Raw genomic sequence first — 406 nt, forward strand, 5'->3', positions numbered from 1 at the left:
TCAGGGCGCGGGGAGCGTGAAGACCAGGAACAGCACGGCCAGCGGGGGGACCAGGGCGGTGAGGGCCGCCCAGACGCGGGCCGCCGACCAGCGGTGCCGCCGGGGCAGCAACCACGCGGTGAGCAGGGCCGCGCCGGAGAGCGGGCCGCCGATCTCGAGCATGCCGTGGATCCAGGCCAGCGCCGTCTCCAGGGAGGCTGAGCAGTCGTCGGGGCCGCAGCTGTCCGTGGCCATGTCGGACAGTCCGCCGAGGAGGAGGGCGAGTGGGCCGAGCGGGACCATCAGGGCCGTGGCGACCGCCGGGGCCACCCAGCCCCTAGGGTCCGGGGCGTCCTCGCCGGGCTGCGCCGGTGCCGGCGCTGCGTGCGTGATCGTCATGGGCTCAGTGAACCGGGACCACGCGGCC

Annotated in this window: 1 protein-coding gene; it reads right to left on the bottom strand. The window is 76.1% G+C overall.

Going from position 1 to position 406, the window contains the following annotated elements; genetic code table 11:
* Window positions 1–378, bottom strand: a complete 378-nt coding sequence (locus JK361_RS40755) for a hypothetical protein (RefSeq protein ID WP_201828289.1) — start codon at window positions 376–378, stop codon at window positions 1–3.
* Window positions 379–406: the final 28 nt, after the last annotated feature.

This window comes from Streptomyces musisoli, from assembly GCF_016741855.1.
GTDB lineage: Bacteria > Actinomycetota > Actinomycetes > Streptomycetales > Streptomycetaceae > Streptomyces > Streptomyces musisoli.